The organism is Methylobacterium sp. DB0501 (assembly GCF_011043735.1).
Taxonomy (GTDB): domain Bacteria; phylum Pseudomonadota; class Alphaproteobacteria; order Rhizobiales; family Beijerinckiaceae; genus Methylobacterium; species Methylobacterium alsaeris.
On sequence record NZ_JAAKGV010000005.1, the window covers coordinates 133,569 to 151,060 of the forward strand.

Below are 17,492 nucleotides of genomic sequence, written 5' to 3' on the forward strand. Positions count from 1 at the left end.
CTGGACGCCGCAGCCCGGACCCCGACATCGAGACGGATTCGAGACACCATGCCCGAGACGCGCGTCAGCGAGTACGACTTCATCATCGTCGGAGCGGGATCGGCCGGCAACGTGCTGGCGACGCGGCTCACCGAGGATCCCGAGACGAGCGTGCTGCTGCTGGAGGCCGGCGGGCCCGATCACCGGCTCGACTTCCGTACCCAGATGCCGGCAGCCCTCGCCTATCCGCTCCAGGGCCGGCGCTACAACTGGGGCTATCTCACCGATCCCGAGCCGCACATGAACGGGCGCCGGATGGAATGCGGGCGCGGCAAGGGGCTCGGCGGCTCCTCGCTCATCAACGGCATGTGCTACATCCGGGGCAACGCCCTCGACTACGACGGCTGGGCGCAGATGCCGGGCCTGGCCGGGTGGTCGTACCAGGATTGCCTGCCCTACTTCCGCAAGGCAGAGAGCCGCGACAGCGGCCCGGATCCGTATCACGGTGGCGACGGCCCCTTGAGCGTCACCACGGCGAAGCCCGGCCACAACGTCCTGTTCGAGGCGATGATCGAGGCCGGGGTGCAGGCGGGCTATCCCCGCACCCCCGACCTGAACGGCTACCGGCAGGAGGGCTTCGGCCCGATGGACCGGACCGTGACCCCGTCGGGACGCCGCTCCAGCACCGCCCGCGGCTATCTCGACCAGGCGCGGGGACGGCAAAACCTCACCATCGTCACCCACGCCCTGACCGAGCGGGTTCTGTTCGAGGGCAAGCGAGCCACGGGCGTCGCCTACCGGCGCCGGGGGAGCGGATTGGAGACGGCGCGGGCGCGCCGCGAGGTGCTGGTCTGCTCCGGGGCGATCGCCTCGCCGCAACTCCTGCAACGCTCCGGCATCGGCCCGGCCGATCTCCTGCGCGGCCTCGACATCCCGGTCGTGCAGGATCTTCCGGGCGTCGGCGAGAATCTCCAGGATCACCTGGAGATCTACGTCCAGTACGAATGCCTGAAGCCGGTCTCGCTGGCCCCGGCCCTGAAACTCCGCAACCAGCCTCTGATCGGGGCGCAATGGCTGTTCGCCGGCACCGGGATCGGAGCCAGCAACCAGTTCGAGGCGGGGGGCTTCATCCGGTCGAGTGAGGAGTTCGGCTGGCCGAACCTGCAATATCACTTCCTGCCGCTGGCCATCGATTACAACGGCAGCAACGCAATCGAGACGCACGGCTTCCAGGCCCATGTCGGCTCGATGCGCTCGCCGAGCCGCGGGCGGGTGCGGCTCGTCTCCCGTGATCCCGCCGACCATCCCAGCATCCTGTTCAACTACATGTCGACGGAGCAGGACCGGCGCGAATTCCGGGACGCGGTCCGCATCACCCGCGAGATCATGGCGCAGCCGGCGCTCGATCCCTATCGCGGCCGCGAGATCAGCCCGGGGCCGGGCGTGCGCAGCGACGCCGAGATCGACGCCTTCGTGCGCGCCCGCGGCGAGACCGCCTATCATCCCTCGGGCTCGTGCCGGATGGGCATGGATGCCATGGCGGTGGTGGATGCGGAGGGGCGGGTCCACGGCCTCGACGGATTGCGGGTCGTGGACGCCTCGATCATGCCGCTGATCGTGACCGGCAACCTCAATGCGCCGACCATCATGATCGCCGAGACGATCGCCGACCGGATCCGGGGCCGGGCGCGGCTGCCGCGCAGCGACGCGCCCTACCATGTGGCCGGCGATGCGCCGGTCCGCCGCCTGCCCGCCCGGGCCGCCTGACGGCCCGCATCGTCGCTCCGAGTTACGCAAAGTCCGTACCGACGATGCGTGTCATCGCACCGTAACAGCTTGATCCTATGGGGTCGTCATTCGAGATGTCGACAGGCGACATGCCTGGCGTGACCCGATTCTTGACGATCTCATCGCGCTGACGAACAGCGATAATCTGCCCATGCGCCCTACGATCCGGGCCGTCCGTCCAACCCAAGCGACCAGGAAGTCTCCCATGATACGCTCGCCCCGCTGGCTCCTCGGCCTCGCCTTCCTCGGACTGATCGGTCAGGCGGACGGGGCCGAGCTGACGCACTGGCCCCGGGAGGCCGCCGGCCGGCTCGACGCGATGATCGCCGCGAACGCCAACTCGGGCGCCTACGCGGTCTTCGACATGGACAACACCAGCTACCGCTACGACCTGACCGAGGCGCTTCTGCCGTTCCTCGAGATGAAGGGCGTGCTGACGCGCGAGACCCTCGACCCTTCGCTCAAGCTGATCCCGTTCAAGGACAAGGACGGTCAGCGGGAGAGCCTGAACAGCTACTACAACCGGCTGTGCGAGATCGACGACCTCGTCTGCTATCCCTGGATCGCCCAGTCGTTCTCCGGCCTCACCCTGGCGCAGCTCAAGGGCTACATCGACGAGCTGATGAGCTACGGCAAGCCGATCCCGACGACCTATTACGACGGCGACACCCTCAAGACCACCGAGATCAACCCGCCCAAAATCTATCGCGGCATCCAGGAACTCTTCGCCAAGTTGCGGGAGAACGGGATCGAGGTCTACATCATGACGGCGGCGCACGAGGAGCTGGTGCGCATGGTCGCCTCCGATCCGCGCTACGGCTACAACGTCAAGCCGGAGAACGTGATCGGCGTGACGACGCTCCTCAAGGACCGTGCCACCGGCGCGCTGACGACGGCCCGCAAGCAGATCGCCGAGGGTCATTACGACCCGAAGGCCAACCTGCCGCTCGAGATCACGCCCTATCTGTGGACGCCGGCGACCTGGTTCGCCGGCAAGTACGCGGCGATCCTCACCTACATCGCCCCGTGGAAGAAGGCCGTCCTGGTCGCGGGCGACACGCCGAAGAGCGACGGATACATGCTTCTCCACGGGGTCGATCCGTCGAGGGGCGGCCTGCGCCTGTGGGTCGACCGGAAGACCAAGTACCGCACCGAGATCGACGCGATGCAGAAGGCCGCCGCGGCGGCCCAGGCCAGCAACGGGCTGCCTGCGACGGCGGACAAGAACTGGATCGTGGTCAAGCCGGACGACATCCAGTAGCGCCGGCTGAACCGCGGCGCGTTGTCTCGAAGGCTGAGTGGGTCGGGTCAGGCGGCGGCGGTCCCGGTCGGATCTGCTCCTTGGCGCTGGCCCGACTTTGCCCCGACCACCACGGGTGAGGCATCGTCGCCGCAGCCCACCTGGAACGGTCAGGCGGATGCTGCCCGGGCATCCCGCTTTCGCAACCGGCGCCAGCCGACGACGATGCCGGACACGGACGTCACGAGGCCGAGCGCCGCGAGTGCCCAGACGGCGACATCCCAGGCCGGCCGGCGGCGGATCAGGAAGCCGTAATCCCAGCTGTGCAGGCCGTTGAACAGCCAGCGGTAGAGGCGGGCGCTGCGATCCGTGCGGTTCAGGACCTCCCCGGTTGCCGGATCGACGTGGAACCAGGTTCCGTCCGCGTCGGAGAAGACGGCCCGCAGGACCGGGAGCAGCACCGTCCGGTGATGCCCGTACCAGTAGGCGTCTTCCCGGGTGAGGAGCGTGATCCGGGCCGGTCCGGCCTCCGGCATCAGCTGGCCGATCGCGCCGGCCAAGCGCTGTCGGCTCAAGCCTTCCGCCTCGCAGCAGGTCACCGTCCTCCCGTCGCGGCAGGCCGCCTGGGCGAGCGGCAGCCCGCCCACGTGGCGGAAGCGAATCTCCACGGCGTCCGGGCAGACGCCGCCGCGAAGCTCCGACACGCCGAGGTCGAGGCGCGGCGCGGTGACGCCCGCATAGCGCTCCAGCGTCGCCTGGCTCGGCGCCGGCGAAGCGAACCAGCGATTGGGGTTCACCGACAGCCAGCCGCTCACGATGAAGGTGAGGAGCGTGACGCCACCGACCGTGCCGGCCAAGTGATGCCACGCCATCCAGCCGCGATAGGGCGTCGGGCGCCCGTCCCGGTAGCGCCGCCTCACGCGCACGCGCAGCAGGCCGATCCAGAAGCCGCTGACGGCCGCCGCGATGGAGACGCCCGACACCCACAGCACCACGTCGCGCCACAGCCCGGCCTGCGCCCGCAGGGGCGTCAGGTAGATCCAGTGCGGGATCGCTCCGACCCAGTTCCAGAACCGCTCGCGGCCGGTCGTGTCGAGGGCGATCTCGCCCGTCCGCGCGGAGACGTAGAGCCGTGTGCCCTCGGCATCGCCGAGGGCGACGAGGTGGAACGGCCGGAGCGGATCGTAGCGCGCCGTGACGCTCCACTGATCGCGCGCGACCGTGCCGAGATCGACCGGGCGAACCGCCCGCGGGTCGTGGCCGGCGACGGCTCGCGCCGTCCCGGCCTCGACCGTCGGGATCGCACCCCCATCGACCGCCGAGAGGGTCCGGCGGGATCCATTCCATCCGGTGATCCGGTAGACGGGGAGCCGGTCGAGCATCGCGAGGCGCAGGTCCTGCGGGAAGCGGGCTTCGCCGGCCGCGGCGAGCGCCTCGGCCGGGGACAGCCGGATGCGCGCCCAGTCGAGCGACGGCAGGGCGGGGCGGCGCTCGGCCTCCTCCAGGGTCGGGAACCCGACATACATCATCACGAGACCCGAAACGAACCAGGTCGCGAACAGCAGGCAGGTCACGATCCCGAGCCAGCGGTGGCCCAGGTAGAGCCACCGCTTCAGACGCTTGACGGTCACGTGCCGGATCTCACCAGGCCACCGTATAGGCGACCTCGACGGACAACGGACGCCCGAGCTGCCACTTGTTGCCGACCCCGTTCACCGCGTCGCCGCTGATCGCATAGACCTTGTCGAACAGGTTGTAGACGCGCATCGAGAGCCGGGAATCCGCGGTGACCTGATGGTCGAGGGCGAGGTTGACGAGGTTGTAGGCCGGTCGCCGGGCCGTGTTGCCGAAATCGCTGTAGGTCGTGCCGACGTTCTGCAAACCGATCCGGGCGGTCCAGTCGCGGAAGAGATCCCAGGTCAGCCAGAGGTTGGCGACGCGCTCGGGCACGTCGATCGGCTGGTTGCCCGCATAGGAGACCGTGGATCCGTTCACGGCCTGGTCGAACCGGTCGTACTGGGCGTGAAGCAGGGCGATGTTGCCGTCGATCCGCCAGCCCGGCGCGATCCGCCAGCCGAGGGCGAATTCGATGCCCTGCGAGGATTGCTGGCCGACCTGGGTCGCGACGTTCGGCTGACCGGGCACGGCCGAGACCAGGTTGTCCTTGACGATCCGGTATCCGGCGAGCGTCCACTCGATCCCGCCATCGAAGGCGAGTCCCTTGGCTCCGACTTCGACTTGCTGCCCGGTGGAGAGCTTGAAGCCGGCCAACGACTGGTTGAGGGTGATCAGGCTGTTCACCGGATCGGTGGCGGTGCTGTACTGGGCGTACAAAGCCGTGTCCGGGGTCGGATTGTAGACCAGGCCGAACCGGTAGCCGAGCGAACGGTAGGTGCGCTCGAACGGCACGCCGGAGCGCAGATCCTCGCGCTGGAGCGTCGGCAGGTCGAAGCGGACCCCCGTCAGGAAGGACAGACGATCGGTGAGCACCAGACGGTCCTCGGCGAAGACCGAGGCCTGCCGGGTCGACGTCTGGTAAGCCGGACTGGCGCGCCCGTCGGCCGGGAAATAGCCGGGATCGTACCTGACGAGGGGGACGCTGGACGTCTGCTCGTCGAAGGTGAAGTTGTTGGTGTGACGGAACCCGATGTGGTTGACGTCGAACCCGGCGACGAACTGGTTCGGCAATCCGAGCAGGTGACTTCTGAACGTGGCGTCCAGCCGGTTACCGATCTGCTCCTGGCTATGGTAGATCTCGGTGAAGGCCGAGCGATCGACGAGGCCGGTGCCGCGATTGAAGGCGTATTGCTCGACGTCGAGCCAGTGCCGGCTGGAGGTCAGCCGGTAGGCGGTGTTGCGCACCGTGATGTCGGCGGAGGGCGACCACTCGGTCTTCAGCTGCGTCCAGTTATCGGCCCAGGTGATCTTGGCGTCGCGGACATTGTAGTTGTTGAACCGGATCCGATCGAGGATGCGGCCCTCGACCAGCGGCGTGCCCCAGTAGCGCATCGGCTCCTGGTAGCCCAGATCGTGCGACAGCGTGACGGCGAGATCGGGGCTCGGCTGGAACAGCAGGGCTGCCGACACGGCGAGATTGCGAAAATCCCCGTCCGGACGGACCCAGCCGTCGGACCGGTTGCCGCTGACGTTGAGGCGGTAGGCGAAGGTGTTGCCGAACTCCGCCTGTCCGATCGGGCCGCCGGAATCGAAGGCGAGCCGCGCGGTCGCGTCGGTGCCGATGACGGCACGGGCGGCGTTGATCGGGACGAAGCTCGGCTTCTTCGGCACGATGTTGATCACGCCGCCGATGGCGCCATCGCCGTAGAGCACCGAGGACGGACCACGCAGCACCTCGATGCGCTCGACGTTCCAGGTATCGAACGGGAACGTGACCGTGTTGGCCCCGACGTAGAAGCGGGTACCGTCATAGAGTTGCTGGATCGAGTTCGGGCCCGCGAAGCCGCGGCTCGCGAAGGCGCCGTTGCCGTTGCCCGGTGCGGCGATCGTGGAGATGCCGGTCGCATCCTGCGTCACGGCTTCGGCGACCGTGTTCTGCCCGCGCAGGCGGGCGGTCTCGCCGGAGACGATGTCCACGCTGGCGGGCGTCTCGAGCGGCGTCAGGCCGAGCCGGCTCGCGGCCCGGTCGGGCGTGCGCAGATTCAGTCCGACCGGTGCGGCGCGAGTCAGGCCGACCCCGCCCTCCCCTGCGATCTCGATCTGATCGAGGGCCACGATATCCTGTGCGGCAGCGGTGCCGGCCAATCCGGTGCCGGAAAGGAGCGTCAGGGCGAGCGTACCGGACGGCACGACACGGGCGATGACCCGACGGTGGGTCTGGGAGGGAATGAAGGGCATCGGTCTCGCTTCGGCAGCCCCCGAAGCCTTCCGCTCTGGCGACATGGTCGTCCGACGGCCCGAGCGCGCGGACGGTCGAGGTCGGGCGTGACGATCCTCGAGCGGCGCGTGATCGTGTCGTAGAGCGGGACATGCGGAGCGAAGGTCGCGGGCGCGCTTGCAGTGGCACGTCACCGCGAACGAGGCCTCGGACCGTCCTCCCCCGGGAAGACGGCCTCCAGACACCCGTCAGAACACCCCGTCCGACGCGTTTCGCGTGTGACCACGGCTGACGGCAGGTCTCCTGGCTCGCGGGTCACTGCCACTCGTCGTCTTCCCAGGCGCGAGCCCAGTGACATGATGACGAGGAGGCTCGCCGCTTACAGTTGCGGGGGCAGCCGCGGCATTGGCCAGGGAGGAACCCCAACCTCACCGCGTTCCCATTTTGATTCCCGAGGGAAACCGTCACGGACCGTGATAGCCGAGCGGGCGGCGCGATCAATACGACGTTTCAGTCGGCCGGAAAGTGTGTCATGGAAACCACACCTACCGGACGCGGACGAATTGCAGATCGAAATGTCTGCCCTGCATGCCACTTGCATCTCGTCGTGAAAGAGGCGTCGAACCACAAGATTTGACGATCGATCTGCTCATTCCCCCAAATGACGCGCCGAGAGCGCTGTCATGGCGAGGAAAGACGGTGGCGGACACTGACCCGGGAGCCAGGAGACCTGCCGTCAGCCTGTGGGGCGATGGTTCGAGGCTCGTTCGCGGTGACGGGCCGCTGCCGTCTCCCAAGGCTGGAAGCCCGTTGCTCGTCCCATTCGCCCCACCCTCCGGCGCGTGCTCGCCCTCGCCCGGCAGCGCCGAGGAGGGCGAGCCCGTGTTCGGCTGGCGCCGACGCCTCCTGGATGCTGTCGACGGCCTCGCCCGGCATGCACCCTTGGCCGAGCATGAGGCCGTGCACGAAGGGAGACCCCATCCTGACGGACCGTCCGCTGCGTACCACCGACAAGGTGCGGTACGCCCACACGGATTGGCACGGACATGTCGATGCGGCAACGCGCAGGCACGAGCAGCCAAGCTTTTGCTCGGTATGGGTCCGGGCGACGCCGGTCGCACCGGCGCTCCTCGGCGCCGGGCGACCGCGTGGGGATCAGCGCCGCGGCAGGGTGTGCAGCGCCTTGAGGAACACGTCGACGTCCTCGCGGGTGTTGTAGAAGGCGAGCGAGGCCCGGATCGACTGGTCGATTCCGAAGCGGCGCAGGGCCGGCAAGGCGCAGTGGTGACCGGAACGCACCGCGATGCCGTGCCGGTCGAGGTGGTGGGCGACCGTCTCGTTCTCGTACCCGTCGATCACGAACGACATCACGCTCGCCTTCTCGCGCGCCGTCCCGATCAGCCGCAGCCCCTTCACCTCGGCCAGCCCCTCCTGCGCATAGTCCAAGAGGTCGTGCTCGTAGGCCGCGATGCCGGGAAGCCCGACGCCCTCCAGGTAGTCGAGGGCGGCCCCGAGACCCACCGCGCCGGCGATGTCCGGGGTGCCGGCCTCGAATTTCTCCGGCGCACCCTTGTAGACGGTCCGGGTGAAGGTGACGTCCTCGATCATGTGGCCGCCGCCCTGCCAGGGCGGCATCGCATCGAGCAGGTGGCTCTTGCCATAGAGCGCGCCGATGCCGGTCGGCCCGAACACCTTGTGGCCGGAAAAGACCAGGAAGTCGGCGTCGAGCGCCTGCACGTCGATGGGAATGTGCGGGGTCGATTGCGCGGCATCGACCAGCACCGGCACGCCGTAGGCGTGGGCGAGGGCGATGATCTCCCGAATCGGGTTCACCGTGCCGAGCGCGTTGGCGACGTGGGTCACCGAGACGATCTTCGTGCGGCCCGACAGCAGGGCGGCGTATTGCTCGAAGATGATCTCGCCCCGGTCGTTGACCGGGATCACCCGGAGCGTCGCGCCGGTCGCCTGCGCCAGCAATTGCCAGGGCACGATGTTGGCGTGGTGCTCGATCGTCGAGACGACGATCTCGTCGCCCGGACCGATATTCGCCCGGCCGTAGGAATTGGCGACGAGGTTGATGCCCTCGGTCGTGCCGCGCAGGAAGACGATGTCGTCCTTGCTCGGCGCGTTGAGGAAGCGGCGGGTCTTCTCGCGGCCGCCCTCGAACAGGTCGGTCGCGCGCGCGGCGAGCGTGTGGGCGGCCCGGTGGATGTTCGAGTTGTGGCGGCCGTAGAACTCAGCTGTCGCGTCGATGACGCTCTGAGGCTTGTGGGTGGTGGCGGCGTTGTCGAGCCAGACCAGCCGGTGGCCGTTCACGCTCTGGTGCAGGGCCGGGAAGTCCCGGCGCACGCGCTCGACGTCGAACGGCGCCGCGGCCGGGTTCGATCCGAGGGCGAGCGCCCGCGGGGCCGGACCGTCATGGCGCGCCGGCGCGACCCGCGGCCGGGCCGCCTGCCGGCCGCCGGGCGCCGGTTTGGGCGCGAGGAAGTAGTAATCGGCTTCGGCCGAGGGCACGGGAGGCACGACGTCCCCGCCGGCCCGCGCCGGATCGGCTGGGACCAGCCCCGGCGCCACCGCCTGCGCGAAGGCGTGGGCGCGCGGGTGGTCGGCGGCGATCTGCCGGTAGAGGCCGGCGCCGCCGGGCAGGCCGGCCGCGACCTCCTCTAAGCTCGGCACGGCGTATTCGGGCAGGCTCTTTGGGCGCAGCGGGTCGCTCAGCGGATGCACCGGCGCGATGGCGCCGAGATCGAGGACGTTCGCGCTTCCCGGCGCCGGGTCGGCGCCGTGCGGCTTGGCGGCGGCCGGGCCGCTCACACCCGGCAGGCCGACGGGCGGCGCCCCGAAGGAGCGCGCGCCGAGGGCGGAGAGGCCGGGCTCGGCCCCCGAGGGGGTGGCCCCGGCCGGAGCCGGGGGGAGCGCGTCGAGCGCCTGCGGGACCGGGGGACCCGCCGGCAGCGTCGGCGCGAAGGGGGCGCTCGCGGCCTGGCCCTGCCCGTAGATCTCGCGGGCGAGGCGCCCGACGAGATCCGCGTGGGCGAGCTCGGCCGGCGTCCCGAGGGGGAAGCCGGACGGCGCCTCAGGCGTAGTCATGGTAGTTGCCGAGCAGCACGTTATCGAGACGGGCGATCGCATCCTCGACCAGCACCGCGGCCGAGAAGTAGCGGGTCACGAGGTGCGAGGCGATCGAGTGGTCGTTGGTGCCCATGTAGCGCACCGACAAGCCGGGCTCGATCTCGCCGGTCACGCCCGACTTGTGCAGGCCGACCACGCCCTGCTCGCCCTCGCCGACGCGCAGGAGCAGGATCGAGGTGGTCTGGGCCCCGGTCACCGGATCGATGTCGATCGGCAGCTTGTCGCTGGGGACCAGCGGCACGCCGCGCCAGGTGATGAACGGCGCGCCGAACAGGTGCACCACCACCGGCGGCACGCCGCGACGGGTCGCCTCCCGGCCGAAGGCCGCGATGGCGCGGGGATGGGCGACGAAGAAGGCGGGCTTCTTCCACACCAGGGTCAGCAGCTCGTCGAGGTCGTCCGGGGTCGGCGGACCGCCGCGGGTCGGGATGCGCTGGCGCGGCGCCACCTCGTCGAGCAGGCCGAACTGCGAGTTGTTCAAAAGCTCCCACTCCTCGCGCTCCTTCACGGCATCGACCGTGAGGCGGATCTGCTCGCGCAGCTGGTCGATCTCGTTGGAGTAGAGGTCGGTGACGCGGGTATGGGTGTTGAGGATCGTCTGGATCGTCGAGAGGTGGTACTCGCGCGGATCGATCTCGTAATCGACGAAGGTGGTCGGCAGGCGCGGTTCGCCGGCATGGACCGCGAGCAGCTCGATGCCCTGCTCGCCGTAGGAGTTGGTGTGGCTCTTCAGCCGGTCGCGCTCCTCGCGGTGCTGGGCGATGCGCGAGGCGAGGGACTCGTCCTCGATCGCGGCCCGGTCGAGGGTCAGCAGCGTCACCGCCGACAGCGCCTTGACGGCCGGGGCGGGACCCGCCTCGCCGACGAGGGCGCCGTCCCCGAAATGGTCGCCGCGGGTGGCGAGCCCCTGGCGCAGGCGGCCCTTGTAGGGGCCCGACAGGGTCAGCTCAACGGTGCCGCCGGCGACCACGACGAGGCTGCGGCCGGTCGAGCCCTCCTCGGCGATGACCTCGCCGGCCTGGTGCCGGCTCTGCGTGAACTTGGCCGCCAGCGCCGCCAGTTCGGCATCGCCCAGCCGGCTGAACAGCGGCACGGCGCGCAAGGACCCGGCCTTGACCGTGCGGCTCTCGCCCTCGGTCGCGATGTCGATGCGGCCGGGCTTGGCCAGCACGACCGCGCGGCGGTTGACCCGGTAGACGCCGCCCGGGACGTCGACGAAGGGCAGGAGCCGCAGCAGGAAGCGCGGCGTGTTGGCCGCGTTCTGGACCGAGGTGACGGTCGCGGTGGCGAGATTGCGTGCGGCTGAGGCGCTGACGCTCAAACCCGGTCCGCTCATCGAGGTTCGTCTCCGTGTAGCCGGTGCGGGCCGGTCTCGGCCCGGTCATGACACGCATGACGCCAGGCACGACATCCCATCCGCTCGGGACGGCAAGTCGTGACCGATGATCGTGAGCCGACCATCTTGCTTGTTCTGGCGTCTCGATAGGCGCGGGAGCGGCAGCCATTTTGGAATACTGGCCGCCCTGCTATCCGCTTACGCAGCGATACCGGTATTTCATCGAGGGGGTCAATAGAATTTTGTTTCTAAAATCACCCCGATCGATGTAGAATATTTTTCCAAACAGGCAAAAAATAAAAACAAATCTAAATATTGCCGCCTTGAGAGATGAAATTTCTGCCGAACCGTGCCCCCGCGGGGGTCCGGCGATGAACCCTCGCCGAAACGGGTTTCCCGGCCATCAGATCCCGTCGCCGAAGAACTGGTCCATGGTCAGGGCCGGCTCCTCGTTGCGCGGAATGCGCGAGACCACCCGGGCCGGCACGCCCGCCACGGTGGTGTGGGGTGGCACCTCGTGCAGCACCACCGCGGCGGCGGCGACCTTGGCGCCCTCGCCGACCCGGATGTTGCCGAGCACCTTGGCGCCGACGCTGAGCAGTACCCCGCGCTCGATCTTGGGGTGCCGGTCGCCGCTCTCCTTGCCGTTGCCGCCGAGGGTCACCGATTGCAGGATCGACACGTCGTCGGCGACCACCGTGGTCTCGCCGATGACGACCCCGGTGGCGTGGTCGATGAACACGCCCGACCCGATCCGCGCCGCCGGGTGAATATCGCAGCCGAACACCTCCGAGATCCGACTCTGGACGTGGAGAGCCAGCGTCATCCGGCCCTGGTGCCAGAGCCAGTGCGCGACCCGGTAGCCTTCGAGGGCGGCGAATCCCTTGTAGAACAGGAACGGATCGAGGTAGCGCCGGCAGGTCGGGTCGCGCTCGCGGATCGCAATCAGGTCGCGCACCGCATGAGCGCTGGCAGGCGGATCGGCCTCGAAGGCAGCGAGGCACAGGTCACGCATCGCCAGCCGCGCGAGGTCGCCGTCGCCGAGCCGGTGGGCGAGGCGGTAGGCCAGCGCCTGGGCGAGACCCCGCTGGTCGAGGATCGTCGCCTGGATGATCCCGGCATAGAGCGGCTCCTCGATCAGGGCCGCCTCCGCCTCGGCGCGCAGTTCAGCCCAGACGTCCGCCTCCGCCGTGCAGTGGCTCGTCGTGCGCAGGGGAGGCCGGCGCAATGCGGAGGCGCTCGCCCGGAGGGCGAGCGGCAGGGCCGGATCCATGCCGAGGGAATCTCCGTGATGGACGAGTCACTGAACGCGCCGGAAGAGGTCCGGCAGGTAGCGCTGCAGGATCTCGTGGCCGTCGAACGCGACATCGATGGTCGGCGTGCGACCGTCCTGGCCGTGGATGCCGACGACCCGTCCCTTGGCGTTGCGCCAGATTCCCAACGCATCCGCGAGGTCGAGCCGATCGAACACCACCTCGTCGCCGCGGGTCATCGTCGCTGAAGCCATGACATGATCCTCCGATGGGACTCGCGAAGATGTCTCCCATGCGCCGCGGACCTTCGGGTGGGAAGAACCTCCCTCGTTTCCGGCCATGCCGGAGAAGGCCATGTTCACGAACAGCGCAGACAAGAGCATTATCTTCGATAAGCTATTGATTTCAATAGATAATCCACGAAACAGCCGCGTACCGCAAGCCTCGTTCCGCGCTTTTCCCCTCCGCTGCGGCAGGGGCTGCGCCGCAGGAGATCCGGTGCCGCCGCCCTCCTGGACATCGAGCCCGGCCACGCCTGCCCCCCCCGGAGCTGTGCCGCCGACCCCGGGAGGACGCTGGCGCAGGGGAAGGCCGGGGAGAGCGGCATGCTGACCTCCGGAGAAAGGCCTTCCGACTTGCGCGTCACGACCGGAGCACAGGAGGACGAATTTCTCATATGCGACGGCCCTGCGGGCCGGACGACGCCATCCGTGTTTCACAACGCGCAGCGTGCCTAAAATTTGGCCTTATCAGCTCCGTTTTGTCTGTACATATTACGCAGGTGAGCCGGGAGGATCGCCGACCATGAAGCCGATCTACATCGACTACCTCAACCGGCTCGACGTAGAGGAACTGGCGATGACGGACGCCGAGATCCTCTCCGCCATCGAGACCAGCCTCGCGACGCAGGGGCGCGGCGAGGCCGTGATCGAGCCGCGCGTCCATCTCGAGCCGCGGGTCGCCCACGGACATTTCAACGTGCTGCGCGGCGCCCTCAAGGCACCGATCGACAGCGCCGGCGTGAAGGTGGTCGGCGACTTCGTCGACAACTACAAGCTCGGCCTCCCCTCGGAACTCGCGACGCTGCTCCTCCTCGATCCGCGCACCGGGATTCCGAAAGCCTTCCTCGACGCCAGCGGCATCACCGACATGCGCACCGGCGCCGTCACGGCGATCGGCGCCAAGTATCTCGCCCGCAAGGACTCCAAGGTCCTCGGTCACATCGGTGCGCGCGGCACCGCGTACTGGAACGTGCGCCTTCTCGATCATCTCTTCGACTTCGACGAGATCCGGGTGCATTCCCGCCGCCCCGAGAGCCGCGAGGCCTTCGCCGAGCGCCTGGGCCGCGACCTCGGCAAGCGGGTGGTGGCGACCGAGGACTGGCAGGCTTGCGTCGAGGGGGCCGACATCGTCGTCGAGGCCTCACGGCTCTCCGCGCCGGAGCCGATGCTGCGGACGGAGTGGATCGCGAAGGGCGCCTTCGTGGTGCCCTACGGCACGATGAGCGCGATCGAGCTGAACCTCACCGACATCATGGACAAGCTGGTGGTCGACGACTGGGGACAGTGCAAGGGAGGCAAGTTCGGCAGCCTGCGGGCCCATGTCGAGGCCGGCAAGCTCTCCGAGACCACGCTGCACGCCGAACTCGGCCAGATCGTCGCCGGGCTGAAACCGGGCCGCGAGAGCCCGGAGGAGACGAACCTCCTCTGGCACCGGGGGCTGTCGCTGTCGGACATCGCGCTCGGGCACGCGATGCTGGAGAAGGCCCGCGCCCTGCAGATCGGACAGCGGCTGCGCTATGCGTGAGGGCACCGACCGCTCCGCCGCCCCGCCCCTCCCCCCGATCGGCGGCTGAACGATGCTGCGCTGGGTGCCGACCCATCTTCCGGAGATCGGCGAGGCCACGCTCCAGCACCTCGTCCTGGTCGTCGTCTCGGTCTCGATCGCCTTCGCGATCTCCCTCGTGCTCGGCATCTGGAGCGCGCGACGCCCCCGCCTCTACGCGGTGGTGATGATGATCTCGGGAACGCTGTTCGTGATCCCGAGCATCGCACTCTTCGCCCTCCTCATTCCCCTCCTCGGGCTGGGCGCGAAGCCGGCGATCGTCGGCCTCGTCTCCTATTGCCTGCTCGCGCTCATCCGCAACGTGGCGCTCGGCATCCGCTCGGTGCCGCCCGCGGTGCTCGATGCGGCGATCGGCATGGGCTACGGCCCTGTAGCCCGGCTCTGGCGCATCGAGCTGCCGCTGGCGCTGCCGCTGATCGTCTCGGGCGTGCGGATCGCGACCGTCACGATCATCGGCATCGCCACGGTGGCCGCCTACATCAATGCCGGCGGCCTCGGCACGATCATCTTCGCGGGCATCGACCAGCGCTTCCCGGAAAAGATCCTGACCGGGGCCCTGCTCGCCTCGGCGATGTCGGTCGCGGCCGATCTCGGGCTCAGCCGCCTCGAGAGCCGGTTGCGCGCCGGATGGAGGGCCTGAGATGGCGCTGATCACCGGCACCTTCGCGTGGATGGCGGCGAACTGGCAGACGATGGCGGAACTGCTCGAGCAGCACCTCGTGATGAGCGCCTGGGCGCTCGGCATCAGCCTGGCGATCGGCCTGCCGCTGGCCGTCGCGGTGCTGCCCAGCGCGCGCACCGCCGGCCTCGTGATCGCGCTGGTCAACGTGCTGCGGACCTTTCCGAGCCTCGCGATCCTGGCCTTCGCGCTGCCGCTGCTCGGGATCGGCCTCCTGCCTTCGGTCGTGGCCCTGGTCGTCCTGGCGCTGCCCCCGATCCTGCTCAACGCCTATGTGGGCTTGCGCGAGGTCGATCCCGATCTCGTCGACGCCGCCACCGGCCTCGGCATGACCGGAGGCCAGGTGCTGCGCAAGGTGCAGCTGCCGCTCGCCGCGCCGGCGATTTTCGGCGGCATCCGCAACGCCGCCGTGCAGATCGTCGCCGGGGCGGCGCTGGCGTCGTTCATCGGCGGCGGCAGCCTCGGCGACCTCATCACCGCGGGCATCGCCATCATGGACGTCCAGCGGCTGCTCGCCGGCGCCATCCCGATCGCCCTCCTGGCGCTGGCGGTCGAGTTCGGCCTCGGCTTCGTCGAGCGGCGCCTGTTCGGCACACGGCTGGAGGACGCCCGGTGATCCGCCTGGAAGCCATCACCAAGCTTTACGCGGGCGCGCCGCGGCCCGCCGTCGACCGCCTCGACATCGAGATGGCGGAGGGGACCACCACGGCCCTGATCGGCCCGTCCGGCTGCGGGAAGACGACGACGCTGCGGATGATCAACCGCATGATCGAGCCGAGCGACGGGCGCATCTTCATCGACGGCACGGACGTGACCGGGCTGGACCCCGTCATCCTGCGCCGGCGCATCGGCTACGTGATCCAGCAGATCGGGCTCTTTCCGCACCAGAGCGTCGCGGAGAACATCGCGACGGTGCCGCGGCTGCTCGGCTGGCCGGCGTCGCGGATCGCCGCCCGGGTCGAGGAGCTTCTCGCCCTCGTCGGGCTCGATCCGGCGCGCTTCCGGGACGCCATGCCCCACCGGCTCTCCGGCGGGCAGCGCCAGCGCGTCGGTGTCGCGCGGGCGCTCGCCGCCGATCCGCCGGTCATGCTGATGGACGAGCCCTTCGGCGCCATCGACCCGATCGCCCGGGAGAAGCTGCAGGACGAGTTCAAGGAGATCCTGCGGCGCGTGAGCAAGACCATCGTCATGGTCACGCACGATCTCGACGAGGCGATGAAGATGGGCGACCGCGTCGCGCTCCTGCGCGACGGGCGGCTCGTCCAGTACGGCTCGCCCGACGAGATCCTGTCCGAGCCGGCCGACGCCTTCGTGGAAGCCTTCGTCGGGCCGGATCGCGCCCTGAAGCGGTTGAGCCTGCGCCGGGTGGACGACCTTCTCGCGCCCGGCGAGGTGATCGGCGCCCCCGGCATCGCCTCGGGTGCGACCCAGCGCGAGGCGCTCGCCCGCCTGATCGACGGCGGCAGCGAGGTGCTGAACGTCCGCGACGCGGAGGGCCGGACGATCGGCCATGTCGGCCGCGAGGCCCTTCTTGCCCGTCCGGAGACGCGCCGGTGACCCTCGTCGCCAATGCCCGCATGTACGCGGTCACGCCCGACGCGGCGGCGGCCTGGCGCGACCTCTTCGGCTGGGTCGCGCGGGCGAGCGGCGTGGCTCTGGACGTGATCGACCATCCGCCCTCGCGCCCCATCGCGGAGCTCTGGGCGCAGGGCGGCCTCGGCAGCGTCTTCATGTGCGGGCGGCCCTGGCTGCGCGCCGATCCGCGCCCGATCCCGATCGCCTGCCCGGTCCCGTCGCCCGACCGCTACGGCGGGCGGCCGGTCTACAGGACGGACTTCGTGGTGCGCGCCGGGAGTCCGTTCACGGGCCTCGAGGAGACGTTCGGCCACCGCATCGGCTACACGCTCGAGGAGTCGCATTCCGGCTTCAACGCGCCGCGCCACCATCTGCTCGCCTTCCGCGGGGCCGGACGCCGGACACTCTACGCGGAGTCCGTCGGCCCGCTGCATACCCCGCGCGGCGTCGTCGCCGCCGTGCTCGACGGGCGCATCGACGTCGGCCCGCTCGATTCCTACGCCTTCGACCTGATGCGGACTCGGCCGGGGGACGCGGCCCACGGCCTGCGCCGCGTCGCGACGACGGAGGCGGCCCCGATCCCCCTGCTGGTCTCCTCGCCCGATTGCCCGATGGAGGCGGTCGCCGCGATGCGGCGCGGCTTCCTCGCGGCTTCCACGGACCCGGACCTCGCGCCGCTCCGCGCCCGCCTGCTGCTGAAGGGCTTCGCTCCCGTCGAGGAGGCCGCCTATGAGCGGCTGGCGGTCTGGGACGACGAGGCCCTGTCGGCCGGGTACGACCGGCCACAATGAGCGCGACATCGCTCCCCCGCCCCGGTCCCTCCCCCGAGC

13 protein-coding genes and 1 riboswitch are annotated in these 17,492 nt (G+C 69.5%); of the genes, 7 read left to right on the forward strand and 6 right to left on the reverse strand.

Going from position 1 to position 17,492, the window contains the following annotated elements; genetic code table 11:
* Positions 1–48: 48 nt before the first annotated feature.
* Both betA and G4G93_RS09455 read left to right on the forward strand, forming a co-directional pair.
* Entirely contained in the window at positions 49–1,746 is a 1,698-nt protein-coding gene (gene betA / locus G4G93_RS09450; protein WP_165083447.1) for a choline dehydrogenase, read from the forward strand.
* Positions 1,747–1,972: 226 nt separating this feature from the next.
* Positions 1,973–3,028 (forward strand): haloacid dehalogenase-like hydrolase, encoded by a 1,056-nt coding sequence (locus G4G93_RS09455; RefSeq protein WP_165083449.1) that lies wholly within the window; start codon positions 1,973–1,975, stop codon positions 3,026–3,028.
* Positions 3,029–3,177: 149 nt separating this feature from the next.
* On the opposite strand, the gene G4G93_RS09460 is transcribed toward G4G93_RS09455, so the two are convergent.
* The 6 genes from G4G93_RS09460 to G4G93_RS09485 form a co-directional block, all read right to left on the reverse strand.
* Positions 3,178–4,647, reverse strand: a complete 1,470-nt coding sequence (locus G4G93_RS09460; protein ID WP_165083734.1) for a PepSY-associated TM helix domain-containing protein — start codon at positions 4,645–4,647, stop codon at positions 3,178–3,180.
* Between the two features lies 1 nt (position 4,648).
* Positions 4,649–6,862, reverse strand: coding sequence for a TonB-dependent siderophore receptor (locus tag G4G93_RS09465; protein ID WP_165083451.1), 2,214 nt, complete (start codon positions 6,860–6,862; stop codon positions 4,649–4,651).
* A 255-nt stretch (positions 6,863–7,117) separates the two neighbouring features.
* Positions 7,118–7,323: riboswitch (cobalamin riboswitch) on the reverse strand.
* 674 nt (positions 7,324–7,997) lie between these two features.
* The gene (locus G4G93_RS09470) at positions 7,998–9,932 is read right to left on the reverse strand and encodes a family 2A encapsulin nanocompartment cargo protein cysteine desulfurase (protein WP_165083453.1); all 1,935 of its coding nucleotides are present in this window, start codon (positions 9,930–9,932) and stop codon (positions 7,998–8,000) included.
* Positions 9,919–11,310, reverse strand: a complete 1,392-nt coding sequence (locus tag G4G93_RS36405) for a family 2B encapsulin nanocompartment shell protein (protein ID WP_165083455.1) — start codon at positions 11,308–11,310, stop codon at positions 9,919–9,921. Before G4G93_RS36405 ends, G4G93_RS09470 begins: the two co-directional genes overlap by 14 nt.
* 403 nt (positions 11,311–11,713) lie before the next feature.
* A complete protein-coding gene (gene cysE, locus G4G93_RS09480) occupies positions 11,714–12,583 on the reverse strand; it encodes a serine O-acetyltransferase (RefSeq protein ID WP_165083457.1) in 870 nt (289 codons plus the stop codon).
* Positions 12,584–12,610: 27 nt separating this feature from the next.
* A complete protein-coding gene (locus tag G4G93_RS09485; protein WP_093571020.1) occupies positions 12,611–12,817 on the reverse strand; it encodes a hypothetical protein in 207 nt (68 codons plus the stop codon).
* Positions 12,818–13,367: 550 nt separating this feature from the next.
* On the opposite strand from G4G93_RS09485, the gene G4G93_RS09490 reads away from it, so the two are divergent.
* From G4G93_RS09490 to G4G93_RS09510, 5 genes are read left to right on the forward strand one after another with little or no spacing between them, the layout of a single operon-like run.
* Positions 13,368–14,369: an ornithine cyclodeaminase family protein gene (locus tag G4G93_RS09490; protein ID WP_165083459.1), complete on the forward strand. Its 1,002-nt coding sequence runs from the start codon at positions 13,368–13,370 to the stop codon at positions 14,367–14,369.
* A 55-nt stretch (positions 14,370–14,424) separates the two neighbouring features.
* Positions 14,425–15,048: an ABC transporter permease gene (locus G4G93_RS09495; RefSeq protein ID WP_165083736.1), complete on the forward strand. Its 624-nt coding sequence runs from the start codon at positions 14,425–14,427 to the stop codon at positions 15,046–15,048.
* A 1-nt stretch (position 15,049) separates the two neighbouring features.
* A complete protein-coding gene (locus G4G93_RS09500; protein ID WP_246736642.1) occupies positions 15,050–15,703 on the forward strand; it encodes an ABC transporter permease in 654 nt (217 codons plus the stop codon).
* Complete coding sequence (locus G4G93_RS09505) at positions 15,700–16,644, forward strand: ABC transporter ATP-binding protein (protein ID WP_165083461.1); 945 nt, start codon at positions 15,700–15,702, stop codon at positions 16,642–16,644. Before G4G93_RS09500 ends, G4G93_RS09505 begins: the two co-directional genes overlap by 4 nt.
* Complete coding sequence (locus G4G93_RS09510; RefSeq protein WP_206289651.1) at positions 16,641–17,453, forward strand: phosphate/phosphite/phosphonate ABC transporter substrate-binding protein; 813 nt, start codon at positions 16,641–16,643, stop codon at positions 17,451–17,453. Before G4G93_RS09505 ends, G4G93_RS09510 begins: the two co-directional genes overlap by 4 nt.
* Positions 17,454–17,492 lie beyond the last annotated feature (39 nt).